Origin of the sequence: Cronobacter malonaticus LMG 23826 (assembly GCF_001277215.2) — a bacterium.
Classification (GTDB): Bacteria; Pseudomonadota; Gammaproteobacteria; order Enterobacterales; family Enterobacteriaceae; genus Cronobacter; species Cronobacter malonaticus.
This window is the reverse complement of sequence record NZ_CP013940.1, coordinates 3,138,068-3,155,527: the sequence shown is the minus strand read 5'-3', so window position 1 is coordinate 3,155,527 and position 17,460 is coordinate 3,138,068. Positions and strand designations below refer to the sequence as shown.

16 protein-coding genes and 1 pseudogene are annotated in these 17,460 nt (G+C 57.5%); 11 read left to right on the top strand and 6 right to left on the bottom strand.

What is annotated here, in order from left to right; genetic code table 11:
• Positions 1-12: 12 nt before the first annotated feature.
• On the top strand, positions 13-1,713 hold the full coding sequence (locus AFK66_RS14820; protein ID WP_015386970.1) for an NAD-dependent malic enzyme: 1,701 nt from the start codon (positions 13-15) through the stop codon (positions 1,711-1,713).
• Between the two features lie 51 nt (positions 1,714-1,764).
• Here the strand turns inward: AFK66_RS14820 and AFK66_RS14815 are convergent, their stop codons facing one another.
• Entirely contained in the window at positions 1,765-2,022 is a 258-nt protein-coding gene (locus tag AFK66_RS14815) for a hypothetical protein (protein ID WP_007762450.1), read from the bottom strand.
• Between the two features lie 212 nt (positions 2,023-2,234).
• On the opposite strand from AFK66_RS14815, the gene AFK66_RS14810 reads away from it, so the two are divergent.
• From AFK66_RS14810 to AFK66_RS14780, 8 genes are all read left to right on the top strand, one after another.
• Positions 2,235-4,214 carry a PhoX family protein gene (locus tag AFK66_RS14810; protein WP_023899290.1) on the top strand — a complete coding sequence of 660 codons (1,980 nt, stop codon included), beginning with the start codon at positions 2,235-2,237 and terminating at the stop codon, positions 4,212-4,214.
• Between the two features lie 338 nt (positions 4,215-4,552).
• Positions 4,553-4,864 carry a hypothetical protein gene (locus AFK66_RS23050; protein ID WP_230582667.1) on the top strand — a complete coding sequence of 104 codons (312 nt, stop codon included), beginning with the start codon at positions 4,553-4,555 and terminating at the stop codon, positions 4,862-4,864.
• 5 nt (positions 4,865-4,869) lie between these two features.
• Positions 4,870-5,574: a hypothetical protein gene (locus AFK66_RS14805; RefSeq protein WP_230582668.1), complete on the top strand. Its 705-nt coding sequence runs from the start codon at positions 4,870-4,872 to the stop codon at positions 5,572-5,574.
• A gap of 299 nt (positions 5,575-5,873) precedes the next feature.
• Positions 5,874-6,896 (top strand): methionine ABC transporter ATP-binding protein, encoded by a 1,023-nt coding sequence (locus AFK66_RS14800; RefSeq protein WP_023899288.1) that lies wholly within the window; start codon positions 5,874-5,876, stop codon positions 6,894-6,896.
• Entirely contained in the window at positions 6,889-7,557 is a 669-nt protein-coding gene (locus AFK66_RS14795; RefSeq protein WP_007781133.1) for a methionine ABC transporter permease, read from the top strand. The genes AFK66_RS14800 and AFK66_RS14795 overlap by 8 nt, the downstream gene beginning before the upstream one ends.
• A 21-nt stretch (positions 7,558-7,578) precedes the next feature.
• Complete coding sequence (locus AFK66_RS14790) at positions 7,579-8,382, top strand: MetQ/NlpA family ABC transporter substrate-binding protein (protein ID WP_007762821.1); 804 nt, start codon at positions 7,579-7,581, stop codon at positions 8,380-8,382.
• A 191-nt stretch (positions 8,383-8,573) separates the two neighbouring features.
• Positions 8,574-9,053, top strand: coding sequence for a vgr related protein (locus AFK66_RS14785; protein ID WP_231692110.1), 480 nt, complete (start codon positions 8,574-8,576; stop codon positions 9,051-9,053).
• Positions 9,054-9,059: 6 nt separating this feature from the next.
• Complete coding sequence (locus AFK66_RS14780) at positions 9,060-9,398, top strand: putative T6SS immunity periplasmic lipoprotein (RefSeq protein ID WP_023899286.1); 339 nt, start codon at positions 9,060-9,062, stop codon at positions 9,396-9,398.
• Positions 9,399-9,445: 47 nt separating this feature from the next.
• Here AFK66_RS14780 and AFK66_RS14775 read toward each other — a convergent pair whose 3' ends face one another.
• On the bottom strand, positions 9,446-11,272 hold the full coding sequence (locus AFK66_RS14775; RefSeq protein ID WP_023899285.1) for a glycoside hydrolase family 15 protein: 1,827 nt from the start codon (positions 11,270-11,272) through the stop codon (positions 9,446-9,448).
• Positions 11,273-11,425: 153 nt separating this feature from the next.
• The gene (locus AFK66_RS14770) at positions 11,426-11,932 is read right to left on the bottom strand and encodes a phenolic acid decarboxylase (protein WP_007781141.1); all 507 of its coding nucleotides are present in this window, start codon (positions 11,930-11,932) and stop codon (positions 11,426-11,428) included.
• 99 nt (positions 11,933-12,031) lie between these two features.
• On the opposite strand from AFK66_RS14770, the gene AFK66_RS14765 reads away from it, so the two are divergent.
• The gene (locus tag AFK66_RS14765; RefSeq protein WP_023899284.1) at positions 12,032-12,904 is read left to right on the top strand and encodes a LysR family transcriptional regulator; all 873 of its coding nucleotides are present in this window, start codon (positions 12,032-12,034) and stop codon (positions 12,902-12,904) included.
• On the opposite strand, the gene AFK66_RS14760 is transcribed toward AFK66_RS14765, so the two are convergent.
• The gene (locus AFK66_RS14760; protein ID WP_007781145.1) at positions 12,882-13,349 is read right to left on the bottom strand and encodes a DMT family transporter; all 468 of its coding nucleotides are present in this window, start codon (positions 13,347-13,349) and stop codon (positions 12,882-12,884) included. The two genes, AFK66_RS14765 and AFK66_RS14760, sit on opposite strands and share 23 nt — an antisense overlap.
• Positions 13,350-13,358: 9 nt before the next feature.
• Positions 13,359-13,793 carry a DMT family transporter gene (locus AFK66_RS14755; protein ID WP_007781148.1) on the bottom strand — a complete coding sequence of 145 codons (435 nt, stop codon included), beginning with the start codon at positions 13,791-13,793 and terminating at the stop codon, positions 13,359-13,361.
• Positions 13,794-13,891: 98 nt separating this feature from the next.
• Here AFK66_RS14755 and AFK66_RS14750 point away from each other — a divergent pair, with 98 nt between their 5' ends.
• The gene (locus AFK66_RS14750; protein ID WP_023899282.1) at positions 13,892-14,827 is read left to right on the top strand and encodes a LysR family transcriptional regulator; all 936 of its coding nucleotides are present in this window, start codon (positions 13,892-13,894) and stop codon (positions 14,825-14,827) included.
• A 53-nt stretch (positions 14,828-14,880) separates the two neighbouring features.
• Here the strand turns inward: AFK66_RS14750 and AFK66_RS14745 are convergent.
• Positions 14,881-17,314: pseudogene (locus AFK66_RS14745) on the bottom strand (glucose/quinate/shikimate family membrane-bound PQQ-dependent dehydrogenase).
• Positions 17,315-17,460: the final 146 nt, after the last annotated feature.

The window sequence follows — 17,460 nt, the reverse complement described above, 5'->3', positions numbered from 1 at the left end:
AGAGTGAGAAAGATGGAAATCAAACACAAAAAAAACCGTTCGCTTTACATTCCCTACGCCGGCCCCGTTCTGCTGGAGTTCCCGCTGCTGAATAAAGGCAGCGCCTTCAGCATGGAAGAGCGCAGCAATTTCAACCTGCTGGGGCTGTTGCCGGAAGTGGTGGAAACCATTGAAGAGCAGGCGGAGCGTGCGTGGCGACAGTTTGAAGATTTCAAAACGGATATTGATAAACACATTTACCTGCGCAACATCCAGGACACCAACGAAACCCTGTTCTATCGCCTGCTGGAAAACCATCTTGAGGTGATGATGCCCATCATCTACACCCCGACGGTGGGCTCGGCCTGCGAACGTTTTTCTGAGATCTACCGCCGCGCCCGCGGGGTGTTCATCTCCTGGCCGAACCGCCACAACATGGATGACATCCTGCAGAACGTACCTATCCATAACATCAAAGTGATCGTGGTGACCGACGGCGAGCGTATTCTCGGCCTCGGCGACCAGGGCATCGGCGGCATGGGCATTCCTATCGGCAAGCTCTCGCTCTACACCGCCTGCGGCGGCATCAGCCCGGCGTATACGCTGCCTATCGTGCTGGATGTCGGCACCAACAATCAGCAACTGCTGAACGATCCGCTCTATATGGGCTGGCGTCACCCGCGTATCACCGACGACGAGTATTACGCCTTCGTCGATGACTTTATCCAGGCGGTGAAACAGCGCTGGCCGAACGTGCTGTTGCAGTTTGAAGATTTCGCGCAGAAAAACGCGATGCCGCTGCTTGAGCGCTATCGCGACGAGATCTGCTGCTTTAACGATGATATTCAGGGCACCGCGGCGGTGACGCTCGGCACGCTGATTGCCGCGAGCCGCGCGGCGGGCAGCCAGCTCAGCGAGCAGAAAATCGTCTTCCTCGGCGCAGGTTCTGCCGGGTGCGGCATCGCCGAGCAGATCATCGCGTGGATGCGCACGGAAGGCGGCTTAAGCGACGAACAGGCGCGCGCCCGCGTGTTTATGGTCGACCGTTTCGGCCTGCTGACCGACAACATGCCAAACCTGCTGTCGTTCCAGTCGAAGCTGGTGCAAAAACGCGACAGCCTGCAGGGCTGGGATACGCAGAGCGATTCGATCTCGCTGCTGGATGTGGTGCGCAACGCCAAACCGGACATTCTCATCGGCGTCTCCGGCCAGACCGGGCTTTTCACCGAAGAGATCATCCGCGAGATGCACAAGCACTGCGCGCGCCCGATTGTCATGCCGCTCTCTAACCCGACCTCACGCGTCGAGGCGACGCCGCACGACATCCTGAACTGGACAGACGGCGCGGCGCTGGTGGCGACGGGCAGCCCGTTCCAGCCGGTGACGGTGAAAGAGAAAACGTACCCGATTGCGCAGTGCAACAACGCCTATATCTTCCCCGGCATCGGGCTTGGGATTATTTCGTCCGGCGCGCTGCGCGTGACCGATGAGATGATGATGGCGGCGAGTGAAGCGCTGGCCTCGCATTCGCCGCTGGTCAATACCGGCAGCGGTCTGGTGCTGCCGCCGCTGACGGATATTCAGCAGGTGTCGAAGGATATCGCGTTCGCGGTAGGTAAAATGGCGCAGCAGCAGGGTGTGGCGGTGAAAACCTCCGCCGAGGCGCTGTTACAGGCCATTGAGGAAAACTTCTGGCTGCCGGAATACCGCAGCTACCGCCGCACCTCTATCTAATGCGGCTTCACGCTGGCGCGCCTGCGCCAGCGTCTCTTCCCGCCGTTTATTTTACCCGCCCCAGCGCGCCCACAGCGTTCTGCCCGCTACGGTCGTTATCAGCGAACAGATAACCGACACCACTGCCAGCTCAATAAAATAGGCGTTAAAGTCATCAAGGAAAGGCACCACGTTCACCACGGCAGCGACGTCGCGTAGCTCGCTTGCATGCAGCAGCGCGAACAGCACATGCGGGATATTCAGGAAGAAAAAAATAAACAGCAGACAAAAGATAATGGATTCAATGGTGTTGGCAGGGGTGACTCTCATTGACGCGCCCGGTTCTGAATAAAGGACAACCCCGACGACGCCTGTCGCCGCGGGGTTTGGCCTCGCATCATACCTGAAACCGCGCCCCGACCACAGGTGATTTTATCGCCGGTTTTTTATGATAATTGTTATATTTCTGTAACACACTTTCCGTAGCCTCACGTGCATAAAAATGATTCCCCTTGAAATCGATATTTCGAAAGGAAACCGCAATGGGCAGACCGTTAAAAACCTTATTCAAACGTGAGCATAGTGAAGAGATCAGCAACCCGAGCGATAACCGCGCGTTTTCGCAGGTGGCGGAAGTCTATTTGTCGCGCCGCCGCCTGTTGCAGGCCGGCGCGGTCGCCGGCGCCGCGGCGGCGTTTCCGTTTCTGCTGAAACCGGAAAACGCGCTCGCGAAAGCGGTCTCGAACGCGAGCGGCAACCTCGGCAAAGCCACGGCGCTCGGTTTCACCAGTCTGCCGGTTTCCACCGAAGATACCGTTATCGTGCCGGAAGGCTACATCGCGAAGCCCTTCTACAAATGGGGCGACGCCACCGGCCTTGCCGGGAATCTGCCGGTTTTTAAAAGCGACGGCAGCAACACCACGGAAGAGCAGGCGGCGCAGGCCGGGATGCACCACGACGGCATGGCGTGGTTTAGCCTGCCGCAGGGCGGGCACAGCGCCGATCACGGCCTGCTCGCTATGAACCATGAATACATCGACAACGGCCTGCTGTTTAAAGATGGCGACGCCAACTGGAGCGCCGACAAAGCGCTGAAAGGCCAGAACGCGATGGGCGTGTCGGTTATCGAAGTGAAAAAAGCGTCCCAGGGCTGGGAAGTCGTGCGCCCGTCGTCTTTCGCGCGCCGCATCACCGTTAACACGCCGATGAAAATCACCGGCCCGGCGCTGCATAACCCGCTGATGCAGACGGCTGACGATCCGAAAGGCGAAACCATTCTCGGCACCATGCAGAACTGCGCCAACGGCTTTACGCCGTGGGGCACCTACCTGACGTGCGAAGAGAACTGGTCCGATATTTTCGTGAAAAAAGCGGAAATGAACCCGCTGGAAAAACGCTACGGCATCAGCGACAGCGATGACTCCTACCGCTGGAACGAAGTGGATAAGCGCTTCAGCGTCGACGCCACGCCGAACGAGCCGAACCGCTTCGGCTGGGTGGTGGAAATCGACCCGTACGATCCGCATTCGGTGCCGCGCAAGCACACCGCGCTTGGCCGCATCAAGCACGAAGGCGCGGCGGTGACGCTCGCGCCGGATAACCGCGTTGTCGTCTATATGGGCGATGACCAGAAATTCGAATACATCTATAAATTTGTCTCGGAAGGCAAATTCAACCCGCAGGATCGCAAAGCCAATATGCGCCTGCTGGAGAAAGGCACGCTGTATGTGGCGAAATTTAACGACGACGGCAAAGGCGAGTGGCTGCCGCTGGTGTTCGGCCAGAACGGGCTCGACGCCAGCAAGGGCTTTGAAAACCAGGGCGACCTGCTGATTAAAACCCGTCTGGCGGCAGACGCCGTGGGCGCCACCAAAATGGACCGCCCGGAGTGGATAGCGGTCGATCCGTACCACACCGGCAGCGTCTACTGCACGCTCACCAACAACAGCGATCGCGGCAAGGAAGGCAAAGCGCCGGTGGATGCGGCTAACCCGCGCGCCAAAAACGTTTACGGCCACATCATGCACTGGCTGGAGCAGAACGGCGACCCGACCGCGCTGGCCTTCGCCTGGGATATCCTGGTGATGGGCGGTCGCACCGATACCGACAAACCGGAAGCCAAAGGCAGCATGAAGGGCGCGGAATTCGGCAGCGCCGACGGCCTGAGCTTCGATCATCGCGGCGTGCTGTGGATCCAGACCGATGTGTCGTCATCGACCATCAACCGTAAAGATTACGAAGGCATGGGCAACAATCAGATGGTGGCGACGATCCCCGGCACCAACGAGTTCCGCCGCTTCCTGACCGGCCCGCGCGGCTGCGAAATCACCGGCATCGCGTTTACGCCGGATAACCGGACGCTGTTTATTAACATCCAGCACCCTGGCGAGCCGGGCGAAGGGCTGAGCGATCCGCAGCATCCGACGGCAGTATCAAGCTGGCCCGACGGCGATAAAGCCGGGCGTCCGCGCTCCTCGACCGTGGTTATCGTGAAAGCCGACGGCGGCATGATCGGCACCTGATTTCTGATGCATTAGCTTTTAAAAACGCAGGCGCGGTTAGCCTGCGTTTTTTTATGGGCGCATACGTATAAAGAATTTTCTATTTCAAACATGCTGATGCTTTTCGATAAAACCTCGGGAAATATTCAGATTCTGCTGTGATTTACACTAAAAACTTCATGTGTAACCATTCTTCTGATATTTATCCGTCGTTCAATAAGATGTTATGGATTACGCGGCGCAGCTGCAGGCGCAGCATGATAAAAGAGGCAGTTTTATAATGTAACGATTTGTATTGAATGTGGGTAAAGCTACAGAGAAAAGCATGATTGTCTGATTTCATATCAAGGAGAGAATGAATGAAAGGATTGCAAAAAGTTTATCAATTTTTAGGTTTATTTAATTCGCCCACGCAGACGAAACCCTTTTTTAAGGTGAGCAGTGTGTGGGTTCTTTTTGCTCTGTATTTGGTTTTGACTATTGTTTACAAACTAACAGGATTTGCACTTTTTTTTATAAATGGATTATCCCCTTTCTTTCTAGAAAATAAGTGGCGGATGATACGTTTATCAATATTACTGACGTTTGATGGCTTTACCTTGTTGCTTGCAAGCTACGCGTTGTTCCTGATTTTTACCAGTTATTATAAGTTTGTAAATGTTGTCTGGTAATTTTAGTGATATGGCTTTTAGCGGCCTTGTTTGATAATCTGACCTTAAATGTGCCGCATTATTTATATGAACATGATTTTACGGCAGGATGGACGTTTGAAGGAATGGAATATCCTGTGTTAATGAGTGTTTTATTTACTATTTACTGTAAATATCATCTGAAGGTAAAAGCGGCAGTAAAACGTTTTTGGGTTCGCAAATTTGCAGGCAGGATTTCTGTTAAATCTACCCGTATTAACACACTATCGCAGGATAAGCTTACAGGAGTCAGAGGCTGGTTGCTGGTGATGGCTATCCATCTGACCATAATGTTTGTCTATAACACCTATGCCTTCTTTAGTGCCTGCTTTGACCTGGCGGAAAGAAAGCCAGTCACCCCAACCCTATTATTCAGCCAAAACGTGATGACGTTTTTCTCATACATGGTCAGCCTGATGCATTTGTTAACTGCGCTGGTTGCGGCCATTACGCTGATGGCTTTATGTATGAAAAAGAGTGCGTTTAAGATGTGGTATTACAGTTTTATCGGCTCATCCTTTTTATTTCCTGTCACACTGGCAGCAATCTGCTTTTGGTATCAGTTACAAATCGCTTCACCGATGCCAGCAGCTATGCTGGCAGTCTTGTTTGCGTACCCTGTCGCGCTGGCTTTTCTGGCCTTACCTTATATCGCGCACTCAAAAAGAGTAAGGTTGACCCTTATTAATTAATGTAAATCTTAAGACAGCATTTGCACTGCGGGGGAAGCGTTACGAACGCTTCCCCCGCGCTGTCTCGCTTTAATTCTGCCCACACAAATCGCTGGTGCAGTGCAGTCTGGAAGGGGCTTGCGGGCTTCGCTTATGTCATCCGAAGCTTTCTGGTGCGGTTTAGAATCATCTGTTATATAACATTCTCTTTTATTCATGTTTACATTCAGGCCTTTCGGTATATTCCTCCAGGATAAGACTGAAAGTCAGAAAGCCAGAAAGCCTGCGCCTCGCGCGCCGCTGAAGGAAAGTAAAACCTTATGATAGTTTTAAGGAACATCTCGAAGCTGTTTCATCAGGGTAAGGACACCATTACGGCGGTAGATGACGTCAACCTGGAAGTCGAGCGGGGACAAATCTACGGCATTATCGGCTATAGCGGCGCGGGGAAAAGCACCCTGATTCGCCTGTTAAATGGCCTCGAAAAACCGACATCCGGCACTGTGACCGTGGCGGGTAAAGAGATTTCCGCCGCGCGCGGCGAATCGCTGCGTCAGGCGCGCCTGAAAATCAGCATGGTGTTCCAGCACTTCAATCTGCTCTGGTCGCGTACCGTCAGCGAAAACATCGCCTTTTCGATGCAAATCGCGGGCGTGCCGAAAGCGGAAATCAAAACCCGCGTGGCGGAGCTTATCGATCTGGTCGGGCTGAAGGGCCGCGAAAACGCTTATCCGTCGCGCCTGTCCGGCGGGCAGAAACAGCGCGTCGGCATCGCCCGCGCGCTCGCCAACCGTCCGGATGTGTTGCTGTGCGACGAAGCCACCTCGGCGCTCGACCCGCAAACCACCGATCAAATCCTCGATCTGCTCCAGGACATCAACCGCCGCTTCGGGCTTACCATTGTGCTGATCACCCATGAGATGCATGTGGTGCGCAAGATTTGCGATCGCGTGGCGGTGATGGAAAACGGCCGCGTGGTGGAAGAGGGCGACGTGTTGCAGGTCTTCACCCATCCGCAGCAGCCGATTACGCGCCAGTTTGTGCGCCAGATTAGCCAGGAAGGAGCCGACGACGCGTTCGACCCGGCGCTGGCCGGTGAGCTTAACGGCGCGGTGATCAAATTGACGTTTGTCGGGCACAGCACGCACCAGCCGGTCGTTGGCGAGCTGACGCTGCGCTATGGCCTGCCTTTTAATATTCTGCACGGCAAAATGACCCAGACCGCCCACGGCGTGTTTGGCCAGCTCTGGCTGCATGTGGTGGCGACGCCGGAACAGCTTGAGAATATCCTCGCCGATTTACGCCTGCATGAGATCCACTGCGAGGTTATCAAACATGCTTGAGTCCCTGTTTCCCCATCTGAAGATTGATCAGCTCCTGGCCGCCACCCAGGAGACGCTCTACATGACCGCGCTCTCGGGCGTCGCCACCTTTGTGCTCGGCATTATGCTGGGGCTGGCGCTGTTCTTAACGGCGCGCGGCGGGCTGTTTCAAAACCGTCTGGTCTATGGCGTTATCTCCATCGTGGTGAACGTGTTCCGTTCCATCCCGTTCATTATCTTGATAGTGCTGCTGATCCCGTTTACCAAAACGATTATCGGCACCATTCTTGGCGCGAACGCCGCGCTGCCGGCGCTGATTGTCGGGGCCGCGCCGTTCTACGCGCGTCTGGTGGAGATTGGCCTGCGCGAAGTCGATAAAGGCGTGATTGAAGCCACCCGCTCGATGGGCGCGCGCATGAGCACGCTGATTTTCCGCGTGCTGCTGCCGGAATCGTCCCCGGCGCTGGTCTCGGGAATTACCGTCACCCTGATTGCGCTGGTGAGCTACAGCGCGATGGCCGGGGTGATTGGCGCAGGCGGGCTTGGAAATCTCGCTTATCTGGAAGGATTCCAGCGTAACCATAACGACGTCACGCTGGTGGCGACGGTCGCGATACTGGTGATCGTCTTCATCATTCAGTTCATCGGTGACGCCTTAACCTCTTATTTAGATAAACGCTAACAACAACAGAGAACACACATCATGAAAAGAGTACTGACGCTGATTGCCGCCGCCACCCTGAGCGTTTCCGCCTGGGCCGACACCCTGACCGTGGGCGCGTCCAACGTGCCGCACGCGGAAATTCTGGAGCAGGCGAAGCCGATTCTGGCTAAGCAGGGCATCGATCTGGAAATCCGCCCGTTCCAGGATTACATCCTGCCGAACACGGCGCTGGCGAGCCGCGACATCGACGCGAACTATTTCCAGCACATCCCGTATCTGAACAGCGTGCTGAAAGATCACGCCGATGACAAAACCTATGATTTCGTGAGCGCGGGCGCGATTCACATCGAGCCTATCGGCATCTACTCCAAAAAATACAAATCCCTGAAAGATCTGCCGCAAGGCGGCAAAGTCATCATGCGTGACGCCGTGGCGGAAGAAGGCCGTATCCTCTCTATTTTCGAGCGTGAAGGCGTCATCAAGCTGAAGCCGGGCGTGAACAAAGTGGACGCGCGCATCAGCGACATCGTTGAGAACCCGAAAAAGCTTAACTTCCTGCCGAACGTGGAAGGCTCTCTGCTGCCGCAGATGTATAACAACGACGAAGGCGACGCGGTGGTGATTAACGCCAACTACGCCATCGACGCGGGCCTCGACCCGGTGAAAGATCCGATCGCGGTGGAAAGCGGCGAGAACAACCCGTACGCCAACATCATCACCGTGCATAAAGGCGACGAGAAGAAAAAAGATATCGTGGCGCTGGTCAACGTGCTGCACTCCAAACAGATTCAGGACTGGATCCGCACCAAATATAAAGGCGCGGTTATTCCGGTGAATAACTGATTAGTGGTAACTATCCTCAGGGGCTGCCATCGCGCAGCCCTTTTTATTTTGAGCGCGGATAGAGGCGGAAATTAACGGCGGTAAAGCGTATTGGGTGTCCATTTTGACACAGGCTTCGGGCCGTGCCGCAGGAAGGCGGGTGTTATGATTTGCACGGAAATTATACCGAAGCGCCATCAGGGAGAGTGGATATGGAAATTGAAAATGCCCGCCATTTAACGCCAGGCGAAATCAAAGAAGCGAAGCTTCTTTTTAAAAACTCAATAAATTACCAGAACGTTTTTATTCATAACGAAGCCTGGTTTCCTTTTGGACTGCAGACCGCGCATACCGCGGTTTCGCCTGATGGCGATATCTATTTTCTGCCCTCTGAATATCGTGAAAATTTCGCCAGCAGCACGCTCCGTTTACAGCATCTGTTCATGCATGAAATGATGCATGTCTGGCAATATCAGCACGGTTATTACGTCAAATTACGGGGTATGTTTTCCTGGGCGGTGAGCTATTTTTATACGCTTGAAAGAGGCCGCAGCCTGAAGACATACGCGCTGGAACAGCAGGCCTGTATCGTCGCGGATTATTGGGTCCTGAAATACTATTCTGTCAGGCAGTGGGCGCAGCTAAAAAAATGTCTGAACCCTTTTTCATTTAATGATGTCGCCGATTGCTGAGCTTATATGAAACCGTTATTGATCGTTTCGCTGAGTAGCCTGCTGGCGGGGTGCGTGTGGTCAGGCGCCGATCGGCCGGTATTTTCTGAAACGGCTAACGTGGCGATCCAGGACAACGCCATTTGCATCTCGCTTCCCGACGCGGCAAAAAATGATGTCGTCACTTATTTCGCATTTTCAGACGGCAATGGCCTGTTTACTGAAACACATAAAATTTTCCCTGCCTGGAAAAACTGCCTGCCGAATATCACATACAGGCGCGGCGAGCGCTATGAGGTCTGGATAACGCTGATGACGCCGTCGGGAGAATTACGGAAATACGCGGCGGAGTTTACCGCGCCATAAAACTACAGCGCGTCAGGAGGCGGGCAGCAATCCACCCGCCTGCATTGTTAAATCCTGTGCCCCGGATTGTCGCAGGCCAGCGCGTTGGCGGCGCAGATAAGCGACAGATGGCTTAAGCCGAGCGGCATGTTGCCGCGCCAGCCGCCGGTGCGGGTGTCGTACATCTCGTTAAAGATCTGCACGTTGCCGCTCTGGCACAGCGTGTCGAGAATTTCTTTCATCTCCTCCTGCGCCTGGTCGCGCTTTTTCAGCTCCGCCAGCGCCTCGACGCGCCAAAAGGCGCAGGCCACAAAGGTGCTCTCTTCCACCTCGACGCCCGAGTAGCGGTAGAGCATTGGGCTGTTATGGCCGAGTTCCTGATAAATCGCCTCAAGTGTGGATAGCATCCGCTTGCGGTTAATTTTGCTGCCGTAGTAGTGGGTGAGGCTGATGGCGGCGTCGAGCGTCTCGCTGCCCGCGTAGAAGGTGTACGCCTGGCGGCTCTCGCTCCAGCAGTGCGTCTCAATCCACTCGCTGATGCGGTCGCGTTCGCGCGCCCAGCGGCCTTTCCATGTCGGCTCGATATGGCCAATCTCCGCCAGCGCCACGGCCTGATCGAGCGCCAGCCAGCAGGCCATTTTCGAGTGCGTGTAGTGACGCTCCTCGGGCAATTCCCAGATGCCGGAATCGGGCAGCCGCCAGCGATCGGCGCAGCGGTTCGCCAGATGGCCGAGCAGGCGCGAGGTCGCGAGATCGAGCACATGCCCCATCTCAACGAACAGCCGCGCGGTGCCGAGCAGATCGCCATACATGCTCGGCTGAAACTGATCGCGCGCGTTATTGCCAACCCGCACCGGCTGCGTGCCCTGGTAGCCTTCCAGCTGCGGGTAGCGCTCCTCCGGCACCAGCCCACCTTCCAGCGTATAGCAGGCGCGCAGGTGGCCGTCGTGTCGGATAATCGTCGAGGTAAGCCAGGAAAACGCCGCCTTACAATCTTCAAGCGACCCCAGATAGACAAACGATTTGATAATCAGACAGGCGTCGCGCACCCACGCGTAGCGGTAGTCATAATTTTTCTCTTTGCCGATGCCTTCCGGCAGCGACGTGGTGGCGGAGGCCGCCAGCGCCCCGGTCGGCGCGTACCAGAGAAATTTCAGCGCCAGCGCCGAGCGCTTCACGTGATGCTCAAACGGGCCGTTCCAGCAGAGGTTTTCCGCCCAGTCGCGCCAGGCGTGGTCGCTGGTTTCAATGCGCTGGTCGATTTTCTCAAGCGGCGGCATCGCCAGCGGCTCCTTTTCCGTCGCCACCAGCGCTATCAGCGAGCGCGAGCCGGGCGAGGTGGTGAGCGTGCCGCGCATACCCCTATCGTCGCAGTATTCTGTCTCCACATCATCCGTACAGCGCACCGCGACCATTAAATCGTCGAGGTGGAAAATCGTTTTCTCCTGCACGTGATCCAGCCACGGCGAACAGGTGCGGGCACGCGTGCCGGGCTTAAAAACCACATTCAGACGCACATGGCCCTTAATGCCTTCGACGCGGCGCGCCATCTCGCTCCAGGGCAGGCGTCCGGCGAACGTACTGTTGATGGATTCGGTAATCAGCACTTCGCCGGAGGCGGTTTTATAGCGCGTCTCCAGCACGTTGCTGTTCTCGCGGTAGCTGCGCGACATCTCCCACGAATCTTCGGGCGTCAGCGCGAAGTAACCGCCCAGGGGCGCGTCGAGAATGCGGTCAAACAGCGGCGGCGAATCGAGATTCGGCACGCACCACCAGTCGATTGCGCCGTCCGGCGCGATAAGCGCCACTGAGCGGCCTTCACCGATAACGGCGTAATCGCCGAGACCCGCGTAGCCGTTCTCGCGCGCGGGGGAGCGGTAGGTCTTATTTTTCACAGGCGGGATAATCCTTTCTCTGAACAGGCGCGGGCACCTGCGACGAAACGGTAATGCTTTAAGCGTAGACCATGAGAGCGCGGTCACAGTTTGACCAGAGAAGGGGTGGGATAAAAAAACGGCCCGCCGGGTGGCAGGCCGTAAGGGGCAGGATTAACGCAGGTTGTTCGGGAAATCCGCCGGCAGTTCGCTTGCCGGGCAGGCGATGACGCTTTCGTCATTGGCACCGCAGTCACGCACAAATGTGATGGTGGCGAATTCGTCGATCACTTCGGTCGGGTAAGCCGGGCCGGCTTCGCGGTAGGCTTCCATCTGTTCAATATGCTCGTTCTGGAAGCACACCGTTTTCTTCGGATCGTTCATCACCCAGCGCGGGAAGAAGATGGTGCCGTGGAACAGACGGTCGCCCAGGTTCGCAATCAGACTGACGTCGGTGCCGGTCGGTTCGGTCCAGGAGACTTTATAGATATTCTCGCCCACGCGGACGATATAAACACGCTGATCTTTCACCCAGCGGTTGCCGACGATGCCGCTGTGGATGCGGTAGTCGATGGTGTTGTCGTTTTTAATGTACAGCTCGTAGTTCCAGCCGTTGTCGTAGGTGTAGACCAGATGTTTACCCACAAAACCGCTTAAATCGTGTTTGTCGAAGTTACTCATTGTTGGCCTCCTTTGTTTTGTTGAATTAAGCATAGACCTTTATTTTTTTAATGAATAACGCTAATTTTGCATAAAACTGATTCAAAATTTCGATGATTTATGCACAAAACAACGCTGGAACAATGGGCTTTATTGAACAAAGTGGTGGAAGAGGGCAGCTTTGCCCGGGCGGCGGAAAGCACGCACCGCAGCCAGTCGTCGGTGAGTTATAACCTGGCGCTGCTACAGGAGCGGCTCGGCGTGGCGCTGCTCGAAACCCAGGGGCGTCGCGCGGTGCTCACCCCCGCAGGCGAACTGCTGCTGGCGCAGGTGCGCCCGCTGCTCAGCGCCTTTAGCTGGGTGGAGGCGCATGCCGCGACGCTGCGCGACGGCGTGCGCACCCGCATCGATCTGGTGGTGGACAACATTTTCCCGCGCGAGACGCTGTTCGCTATCCTGCGCGAGTTTCAGCGCCAGCATCCGTCCACGCAGGTGCAACTGACCGAAGTACTGGAGAGCCAGAGCGACGTTATCGCCGCCCACTCCAGCGCCGATCTGCTGGTGCTCTCGCGCCGTGAAGACAGCCTCGGGCGCGGCGAATGGCTGATGAACGTGAATTTTGTGGCGGTGGCGCACCGCGATCATCCGCTGGCGCAGATGCCGGGACCAATTGGCGATGAAGCGCTCGGGCGTTTCGCCCGTATCCGGCTTGCGGGCGGGCAAACCCAAAGCCCCGGCGGCGCGCCGGAGCAGTGGGTTTTCTCAACGGTGGATGCGGCTATCGAAGCGGTGATGCATCAGGTGGGTTACGGCTGGCTGCCGGAAGCGCGCATCGCAGGCCCGCTCTCGCAGGGGCTTTTGCGCGCGCTGCCGCTCGCTCACGGCGCGCGGCGTGCAACCCCTCTGCATCTGATGGTGAAAAAAGATTTGCAGGTGCCGGATGCCGCCGTCAGCACGCTGATCGCGCTGTTCAGCCGTCTTGGCGAGGCGTAGCGGTGCGCCGGTTGCCGAGATAAATCAGCGCCAGCGCGACGGCGAGACAGAGCACCGCGCCGAGACGGCTTAGCGAGAACGGGATCGCCGCGTTGCCGAGCCAGCCGAAATTATCGATAAGCATACTCATGGCGAGCTGGCCGAAAATCACCGCCACCGTCGCGACCGCGGTGCCGATGCGCTGCACCGCCAGCACCATAATTACGATATACGGCACGCCGCACAGCGCGCCGGTGAGCTGCCATTTCGGCACGTCCAGAAGCGATGTCGCATGCGGCGGCTCAAAGAAGAAAATCAGCAGCGCGCAGACCAGCGCCCCCACCGAGAATGTCAGAAAGGCGCAGCGGAACACGCCGACTTTGCCGCCGAGCTGGCCGTTGATCGCCGCCTGAATACTCAGCAGCGCGCCGCCAAGAATGGCGAGAATAATCATGATTGTCGTCATTATGGTTCCTTAGCTTTGGGTGACCAGCGCGAGGGCGGCGAGAATAAACCCCAGCGCCAGCAGGCGCAGTTTATCTATCGGGCGGCGCTCAACGCCGAACAGCCCGAAATGATCGATAATCAGGCTCTTGAAGACCTGCCCCGCCAGAATGCCAATCATGGTCATGGCGATGCCGATAACCGGCGTGGCGACAGTCAGAATAACCACATACCCCGCGCCGAGCAGGCCGCCGGTAAGCTGCCAGCCGGGCTGGGCGAAAAACGACGGGCTGTTGCGCGGGCTGTAAAACAGCATCAGCAGAAAGGTAAGCGCCGCGCCGACGCCGAAAATGCTGAACGCCGCCCAGAAATCACCCACTTCACCGCCAAGCGGCCCGAGCAGGCCCGCCTCAACCGAAAGCCCCATCCCGCCCGCAATCACGAGCGCTATTAATAAAAGCTGCATGATAATCCTTAAAAAAATGCCAGGCGGCGCAGTGTAGTGGAGCGCGGTGCGTTAAAAAACGCTACGATCGACGAAACACCTTTGCAGGAATCGCACAGATGAACGAGAGCGGGGCGGTGAGTATCCGCGCACTTCAGCTTTTTATCAGCGTCTTTGACGGGCAGAGTTTTTCGGCGGTGGCGCGCCGGGAGGGCGTATCGGCGTCGATGATTTCGCGCACCGTCCGCCAGCTTGAAGAGGCGCTCGGCCAGCAGCTTTTCTACCGCAACACCCGCGCGGTGATCCCGACCGAAGCAGGGCGGCTGTTCGCGCAGTACGCGCGCGGCATTACCGAGCAGTTCAGCGAGGCGCGGCGCGAGCTTCAGGACCGCTCGCTTGAGCCGTCCGGGCTGCTTCGCATCAACGCGCCGGTGTTCTTCGGGCAGCGGCATATCGCGCCCTGGCTGACCGGGCTTGCGGAGCGCTACCCGCGCCTTCAACTGGCATTAACCCAGACGGACGATTACGTCGACCCGCACCGCGACGCCACCGATCTTATCGTGCGCATCGGCACGCTCACCGATTCGAGCTTTCACGCCCGCGTGTTCTGCGAGCAGCGCTACTACTTCGCCGCCGCGCCGCGCTATCTGGCGCGTTACGGCGCGCCCGCCTCGCCGGAGGCGTTTCACGCGCACCAGTGCCTGGTGTACAGCGGCTCCTCGGGGCCGAACCGCTGGCTGGCGCGCAAACCCGGCGAGCCGTGGGTGCATTACCCGGTGAACGCGCGGCTGGTGTCAAACAACGCCCATTCGCTGCTCACCGCCGCGCTCGACGGCATGGGGCTGGTGCTGTTCCCGGACTGGATGACAGGCGAGTGGCTAAAGCAGGGGAAACTGGTGAAAGTGCTGCCGGAGTATGAGGCGGCGATTAATACCGAGGCGCAGCACATCGCGGCCATCTACCCGAACGCGCGTCACCCGCCGCTCAACGTGCGCGCGGCGATCGACTACTTTGTGGAGGTGTTCGGCACGCCGGTCTACTGGCAGCGCGACTGACTCGCGCCCATAAAAAAGGCCGCGCGGGGCGGCCTTTTGATATTTACGCGCGGTTACGGCAGCGCGTAGGCAATCACGTAATCCCCGCGATCCGGCGACTGGCGAGCGCCGCCTGCGGAGATAAGCACATACTGTTTGCCGGTTTTCGGCGAAACATAGCTCATTGGGCCGCCCTGGCTGCCGACCGGCAGACGCGCTTTCCACACCTCTTTACCGGTGGAGGAATCAAAGGCGCGCAGGTAGTAATCCTGAGTACCGGCGATAAACACCAGTCCGCCCTGCGTCGCCAGCGTACCGCCGAGCGTCGGCATGCCCACCGGCATCGGCGCGCGCATTTTGATCCCGAACGGACCGGTATCCTGCACGGTGCCGACCGGCACCTGCCAGACGATTTTCTGCGTTTTCAGGTCGATGGCCGACAGCGTGCCGAACGGCGGCGCCTGACATGGGATGCCGAGCGGCGACATAAAGCGGTTTTTATTCACCGCGTACGGGGTGCCTTTGAGCGGCACCGCGCCCATGCCGGTGTTAATCGCCTCGCCGCCGTTGCTGCCGCGATCGATGGCGTCGGTATTCGCCGGGATCATCTGCACCCACAGGCCAAGACGCATGTCGTTGACGAAGATGTAATGATTATTCGGGTCGGTGGAGAGACTGCCCCAGTTCATCCCGCCGAGCGATCCGGGGAAGCTCAGGGATTTATCGGTGCCGGGTACGGTAAACAGGCCGTCGTAACGCATACCTTTGAAGGCGATGCGGCAGGCGAGCTGATCGAACGGCGTCGCACCCCACATATCCGATTCCGTCAGCGTCTGCGCGCCAATCTGCGGCATACCGACCGAATGCGGCTGCGTTTTGGTGTACTGCTCATTCGGGATATCGCCAGGCTTCATCGGCAGCTCTTTGACTTCTGTCAGCGGCTTGCCGGTCAGGCGATCGAGAACGAAAATCTGCCCGGCTTTGGTGCCGAACACCACGGCTGGCGCGGTTTTACCGTCTTTTTGCGGGAAATCCACCAGGCTCGGTTGCATCGGGATGTCGAAATCCCACAGATCGTTATGGACGGTCTGATACACCCATTTCTCTTTGCCGGTGGTGGCGTCCAGCGCCAGTATCGACGCGCCATATTTATGATCGAGCGGCGTGCGGTTCGCGCCCCACAGATCCACCGAGGAGCTGCCCATCGGGATAAACACGGTGTTCATCGCCGGATCGTATGACATCGGCGCCCATGAGTTCGGCGTGCTGCGCGCATAGTGCTGGCCCGGTTGCAGACGGGCGTTCGGATCCTCGTTACCCGGGTCGAACGCCCAGCGCATCTCGCCGGTGATCACATCAAAACCGCGCAGTACGCCGCCTGGCATATCGGTCTGCACGTTATCCGCCACGCGGCCGCCGACAACCACCGTCGTCCCGGCTATCGTCGGGGCGGAGGTGAGCTGATATTTCGGATCCTGCGCCTCGCCAAGCCCCGCTTTCAGATCCACCACGCCGTGATTGCCGAAGCCTTCGCAGAATTCGCCGTTATCGGCGTTGAGCGCAATCAGGCGCGCGTCGATGGTATTCATCAGAATGCGACGCTGGCAGGCGGCACCCGCGGCAAGCGAAGGCGCTGGCACCGGTGTGGCACCCGGCAGGGTTGGTTGCACGACAGGTTTGGTCGCGTCGAAATACGCAAGGCCGCGGCAGCGGTTCCAGACTTCCGCTTTGGCGTTGATTTCGCGCTTCCAGATCTGCTTACCGCTGTCTGCCTCAACCGCAATCACATTGTTGTGCGGCGTGCAGAGATAAAGCGTATTGCCGATTTGCAGCGGCGTCTGCTGATCTTCCGCGCCGTTGCCGGTCGGGCTGTCAGGAATGTCGCCAGTGTGGAACGTCCAGGCGACTTTCAGATCTTTAACGTTATCGCGGTTAATCTGATCCAGCGCGACGAAGCGGCTGCCGCCCGGCGTATTGCCATAATTCGCCCAGTCTTTTTGCGCGTTCTCTTTATCGACCGGTTTTAGCGGCAGCGGATCGCCTTTAAACGCGACCGTCGGGTGCGGCTGGAACATCTGGATAAGCGTCACCACCATGCCGACGGCAATAACGGCGCTGAACGCGTAAGAGAGTTTCGCCAGCGGCGCTTTGCCTTCGCGACGGCGCAGGGCAGGCCAGGTGAGAAACGCCAGCAGCATCATGCCCGCAGGCACCATCAGGCGCGACACCAGCCCCCAGAACGAGAGCCCCGTGTCATACAGCGCCCAGATAATCGTGCCGACAAACACCAGAATAAACAGCGGCACGGCGGAGGCGCGACGGCGCAAAAACTGAATGGCCGACAGCAGTGTGACTACCCCGGCAATCAGAAAGTAGACGCTGCCGCCAAGCGACACCAGCTTGCCGCCGCCGATAACAAAGAAGAGGCCGATAGCAAGCAATACCAGCCCCAGTAAATACAGACCAGATGGCCAGCCCCTCAGAGCCGCCGGTCTTGTTTTCCGTCATACAATTACTCTCCCGAAAAGATGCAAACCCGCGCGTGGCGGATACAAAAACGCATCATACAGAATATATGATGCGTAAAATTCGCACAAAAAAGCCTTTCGAGTGTAACATCGGACAGCTTTGAATGGGGCGTTAATGCCACCCCG